At 64.3% G+C, this 255-nt stretch carries 1 protein-coding gene; it reads left to right on the forward strand.

The genetic code is table 11. The annotated features are described in order from the left end of the window. On the forward strand, positions 1-255 hold a 255-nt coding region (locus tag WCE05_RS26560), incomplete at both ends, for an AMP-binding protein (protein WP_368816912.1).

The raw sequence follows: 255 nt of genomic DNA on the forward strand, positions 1-255 counted from the left end.
GCAACCCGAACGTGGCGGTGGCCCCTGAAAACCTGGCCTATGTGATCTACACCTCCGGCTCCACAGGCCGGCCGAAAGGCGCGGGCAACCGCCATTCGGCCTTGGTCAACCGACTGTGCTGGATGCAACAGGCCTATCGACTGGATGCCCGCGACAGCGTGCTGCAGAAAACGCCGTTCAGCTTCGACGTGTCGGTGTGGGAGTTCTTCTGGCCCTTGATGACCGGTGCGCGACTGGTGGTTGCCGCGCCGGGTG

Origin of the sequence: Pseudomonas sp. I2 (assembly GCF_040984075.1) — a bacterium.
Lineage (GTDB): Bacteria > Pseudomonadota > Gammaproteobacteria > Pseudomonadales > Pseudomonadaceae > Aquipseudomonas > Aquipseudomonas guariconensis_B.